This is a genomic window from Campylobacter sp. B0100352/1, from assembly GCF_020135855.1.
Lineage (GTDB): Bacteria > Campylobacterota > Campylobacteria > Campylobacterales > Campylobacteraceae > Campylobacter_D > Campylobacter_D taeniopygiae.
On the sequence record NZ_JACHTP010000113.1, the window covers coordinates 1 to 400 of the forward strand.

Consider the following 400-nt stretch of genomic DNA (forward strand, 5'->3'; position numbering starts at 1 on the left):
TGATTATACGTTAAAAATTTGTGAAATTTTAGAGATTGATTCTAAAAATTCTTTACTTAATCAAACTCCGTTTTATTTTAGTGCTTCTGCGAGAGATATTTTTTCAAGTGTAAAAGCAGGTGCAACCTTACACATCATCCCTAATCATATCTTTGCTTTTCCAAATGAAATTTTTTCTTATATGGAAAAAGAAAAAATCACTACTATTTCTTGGATACCTTCAGTTTTAACCCATCTTTGTAAAGGAAATGCTTTAGATAAATATAGACTTGATTCTTTAAAAACTGTAGCTTGGGTGGGTGAGATTATGCCTACCAAAACTTTAAATATTTGGAAAAATTGTCTTAAGGAGACTAAATTTATCAATCTTTACGGCCCAACCGAGATTGCTGGAACGTGC

General features: G+C 30.8%; 1 protein-coding gene. It reads left to right on the plus strand.

From position 1 onward, the window contains the following. Window positions 1–400, plus strand: a 400-nt coding sequence (locus H2279_RS08775; protein ID WP_337196303.1) for an AMP-binding protein, incomplete at both ends; no start/stop codon positions are given.